This window comes from Haladaptatus ordinarius, assembly GCF_054177595.1.
This window is the reverse complement of record NZ_JBPEHH010000194.1, coordinates 1-4,190: the sequence shown is the minus strand read 5'-3', so window position 1 is coordinate 4,190 and position 4,190 is coordinate 1. Positions and strand designations below refer to the sequence as shown.

Here is a 4,190-nt window from a genome sequence, read left to right as displayed (position 1 = left end):
CGATACCTTCTCGACTCTCCGCAGCGTTCGTAGGGTTCTTCGTCTCGCTTTCGGTGTCCTTCCGGTGTGAGACCGAGCTTTTGCTGCCGCCGTTATCGAGAGAGTGGACAACTAGCGACGTTCCGAAACCCAATCGCTGCGACGAGCGTATTCATCGTCTCCTCGTCGATAACCTCCTCTTGGCCGAGAACGCGAATCGCCTCCTTGGATGCAACTCCCGCAAAATCAAAGTCGTGCGTGGCAATGTGTTGAGCGAGGTCGGAACACGCCTGAATCGCATTCTCGAACATCCGCTCAACGGCGCGTTGCTCAGTCGTATTCGTGAGGAGCTCTGTACGAGTAAGTGAATGTTGTTTCTCCTTCAGTTCACCATGGTACTGCTCGATTTGTTCAAGCTTTGTTGAGACGACTCGTCCGTCAGCCATGAAGGCCGTCCTCTGCAATGCGGTCGATCACGTCCCGCTGGTGGCGACGAATCTCTTCGCGTTGCTCTGCAAACAGCGCTTCTGTGTCCGTTTTGAAGTCGCGGAATGTGTCCTTGTCGCCACAGAGGAACTCGCCATTGACGGCGTCGTGTGCTACCTCGAGTGGTAGTGTTTCAATATCTGAGACATCGATGAACGGGGCGTCCTCTCGTTGGAGGTCCCCTGAAAGGAAACAGAGTTTTTGGAATCGCTCGTGAGAGGAGAGGCTCTCTGCGAACTTAACGGCGATATCGAGGTCGGATGACGGACGCGAGTTGCTGGTGAGGTGCGAGCCGAACACCACAGCAAAGTTGATGTCCGTATCGCGGCAGAGTGACTCTTCAAGGACAGCGAGCAACTCCGAGTGTCCGTCAATCGAGTCTTCGCTGGATTGCTGTCGTATGTGATTGCGGTGGGTTCGAAGGATCATGGTGGCTCTCGTGAATCAGCCAGAAGAGAAGTGTCTTCTCGATCGATGTGAACGCTGCTTCGATCGTCAGCGTGTAGTATCCATCCGACAGCAGTCGATCGGCACCTGAGAGGGATCGACACGCTTTGCGGAGTTGGATGAGACCGGCATCAGAAATGTCGAGTCCTTCTTCTGGGTGCTGTCCGCCCCACCGGAACGCTTCTTCGGCCTCAGTGAGCAACGGTTCGATGTCGTCAAGCTCAATAGGCATCGATTAGACCTCCTCTGGTTCATCAGCATATACCGCCGCTCGAACGTGTCGAAAGTCCTCACTTTGAAACAATATGAGTCCTTCATCGAAGATCTCTCGAAGTTTGGCACCATACTGTGCTGCGCTTTCCGATGTTTCGACTAGCACTTCGAACTCATATCGATCACCATCAAACGATTGTTCTTCGAGGCTGCGTGCTATCTGGTTTGCAATCCGTCGTCCGTAGGTGTGGTTTCCGTCGATAATGACAAGGAGGTCAATGTCACTGCTTCGGTCTGCTGTCCCGCGGGCAACACTTCCGAAAAGGGTGACTCCCACGAGGGTTTCGACGTCATCTAATTTGGCAACCTGCTGCTGTAACTCGCTAAGAAAGGCTTCGATAGGTTTCCGGAACTCACTTTGGGAAATCGAGAGGAGTGGATCCGGTTTTTGGAGATGGTCGTGATCGATCCGGATCTGAGCAGGACGACCGGTATCTTGTGTAACGACACCCAATTGTTCGAGCAGATCGACTGACCGAGAAATCGTTGAAATATCCGTTTCTGTTATCTCTGCGAGCTCCTTCTGAGTGAAGCTCTGGTGAGGTTCATTTACGAAATGATGGAGGATATCTTGCATCGCTTGATATCGGAACACTCGCTCCTCCGGGAACGGAAAATCGAGGACTACTCCCGACTGTGTTTGCATACTTCACAAGTGTTTGCAGGATATGCAAAAACATTGTGGTCGAATTGCTCTTCGGATGGTTGCCCTGAGCACGCTCCCGTTCGGTCACCAGGCCCCTGCATTTCTTGTTCGGACGGAAACCATTCGGTGTTTCACAATTCCCGACCACAGACGCGGTGGCCGGTACCACCTTTCGCCCCCTCTGCTGGTTTCTAGCCGATAGACGCCGATACAACTGCCATACTCACGAGTAGCCGTACAGCGTCGGCCCCGGACTGTGTCAATTCGGGGCGTTCATGACCGCGGTTGTGTGGGGTCTCGTGTTAGAGTTGTGTCCCTCTCGGGCGTGTTTTTGTCCCGACCACGCTACTCTCCGGCAACCCTGTCTTTGGTCGGGCTAGCGTCCGTGTTCTCCTTCGAAACTTCACCGGGAAGCTCCACATCGGATTTCAGGACGAGATGCGTCTCTTGGTAGCTCAAGCAGTCTTTGGACCGTTGGCGTTTGATCTTTCCAAGGGTCCATTCGAGAGGTCGTGCATCGCGTCCATCGTCCGCCGAGCGAGTTCCTGTGAGTATTTCTTGCTCACGCCGGACTCTTTCAGCCGAATCCACTGGGCGAGTTCTGAGGTATCCAGATAGGCACTGATCTCACCACTTCCATTCGACCAGAGTGAGTAGCGACCGGCCTCATCGCGCTCGTGCCATACCTTCGCTGCAAGCTCGTCGGGTTTGCGATTCGTGACAGAGGCAAGCATCTCATCGTCATAGCGGGCAGGTCGAGACTACTCCGTGAGATTGCCCTGGTCGCAGAATCTCATTCCTCGAAAAGCCGTTGGTTAGTATTAAATACTAACGACGATGCGAAGCAGTCGCGAGAGTGGGTGGTGTTGGCGAGTGAGGAGTTGGACGAGTATGATACCGAGTTTTATCGGGAGTTGTTGATTCGTGCGGCGGCGAGTGTGTTGTCACCGCTTGGGTGGCGTGAGAAACGCATTGAGCAATTCCTCGCGAGTCATGTCGAAATTAGCCTCAAATCGTATCTCTAACGACCACAGGGTAGAGGCTGGATCAGTTGCACACCTTTTCTTCTAACGAACCACAAATTACGGCTTCGCTGGAAACCTTCAATCGATATCCAATCTCGGCGGTCGTGCTGATCGCAGAACACGAATCAAGCCAGCCACCAGCGTACACAGGAGATGGGTAGGTTGTTCAATACACAGAAAACAGATTTCATATCAATACTGAACAGGTGGCCAACCAGTTCTCACCGTGATTATGACTGCAATTTATGTTATTTTAGAGACAGTACTTTGTAGGAGTCCGTCGTATGGAGTGCGAGTCGGGTGAGGCAGTGCTGTGAGCACAACGCGAGAGAAAAGCGAGACACCAACCATGACCAACGAGACACACGACACGCCAACTGATTCAGAATCGTATTCGAACCCGCTGCAAGCAACCCGCCGAAGTGCGTTTCAAGGAGCAGGCCTCGCCGGATTACTCGCACTGGGCGTCGGCAGTGCCAGTGCTCGCCAAAACACATCGACCCAGACTACCAACCAAGCCGAGCAACAGACGACGGACAATACCGATGCAGTCCCAGTGACATGGGCGAACTACCCGCGCGCCAACTGTCATGCGTCATTCCAGGCAACCGTCGACGAGGGCGGGTTCGGACAGCTCTATAATTTCAGAAATATAACTCCTGTCGGGGAGCAGTTGGACGTCGAACCAAATCGTGACACAATCTACTCACTCGGGGTGTTCGATCTGACCGAGCCAGTCACCATCACGCTCCCAGACAGCGGTGACCGATACCAGTCGATGAACGTCCAGAACGAGGACCAATATGTGAAGCTGAGCGTCACCGAACCTGGCACGTACACGATAACACAAGATATGGTAGAGACGCGGTATGCTGGCGTCCTGATCCGCATGTTTGTTGACCCGAACGATCCGGCCGATGTAAAACAAGTCCGGCAACTCCAGGACGAGATCGGTGTTGAACAAGCATCAGAAGGCTCGTTCGAGATTCCCGACTGGGATCCACAATCATTCAAACAACTCGACGACGCGCTCACGACTGTCTTTACCACGCTCGAGAACTTCTCGGGCGCGTATGGTGACGTCGGCCAGGTTGACCCGGTAAAATTTTTCGTCGCCAGTCCGTCGGGGTGGAGCGGCCCCCCGCAGCCGTCGGAGGCGCTTTTCCTCCAACGGATTCCCACCCAGAATGATGGCACAACGCCCTACAAACTCACTGTCGGTACTTCCCAACCGATGTGAGAACTGAAGCTAAAGCGTTAGTCTAATTAGGAAGATGTCTGGTTGAGTGAATGTGTTCAATATCCCTCAGCCAGACGGTGCTCTTTCGGACTCG

General features: G+C 53.5%; 5 protein-coding genes and 1 pseudogene. 1 reads left to right on the top strand and 5 read right to left on the bottom strand.

The genetic code is table 11. The features are described 5' to 3' along the window. Positions 1-92: 92 nt before the first annotated feature. The 5 genes and pseudogenes from hepT to ACR3FF_RS25985 all read right to left on the bottom strand — a co-directional run bounded on the left by hepT (position 93) and on the right by ACR3FF_RS25985 (position 2,565). Positions 93-425: a type VII toxin-antitoxin system HepT family RNase toxin gene (gene hepT / locus ACR3FF_RS26005; protein WP_458190992.1), complete on the bottom strand. Its 333-nt coding sequence runs from the start codon at positions 423-425 to the stop codon at positions 93-95. After that, on the bottom strand, positions 418-822 hold the full coding sequence (locus ACR3FF_RS26000; protein ID WP_458190991.1) for a nucleotidyltransferase domain-containing protein: 405 nt from the start codon (positions 820-822) through the stop codon (positions 418-420). The genes hepT and ACR3FF_RS26000 overlap by 8 nt, the downstream gene beginning before the upstream one ends. Before the next feature lie 13 nt (positions 823-835). After that, positions 836-1,144, bottom strand: coding sequence for a DUF8154 family protein (locus ACR3FF_RS25995; protein WP_458190990.1), 309 nt, complete (start codon positions 1,142-1,144; stop codon positions 836-838). Between the two features lie 3 nt (positions 1,145-1,147). Beyond that, positions 1,148-1,831 (bottom strand): nucleotidyltransferase domain-containing protein, encoded by a 684-nt coding sequence (locus ACR3FF_RS25990; RefSeq protein WP_458190989.1) that lies wholly within the window; start codon positions 1,829-1,831, stop codon positions 1,148-1,150. A gap of 345 nt (positions 1,832-2,176) precedes the next feature. Beyond that, positions 2,177-2,565: pseudogene (locus tag ACR3FF_RS25985) on the bottom strand (DUF8008 family protein). A 640-nt stretch (positions 2,566-3,205) separates the two neighbouring features. Between ACR3FF_RS25985 and ACR3FF_RS25980 the strand changes: the two are divergent. Next, positions 3,206-4,096: a DUF1254 domain-containing protein gene (locus tag ACR3FF_RS25980; RefSeq protein ID WP_458190987.1), complete on the top strand. Its 891-nt coding sequence runs from the start codon at positions 3,206-3,208 to the stop codon at positions 4,094-4,096. Positions 4,097-4,190 lie beyond the last annotated feature (94 nt).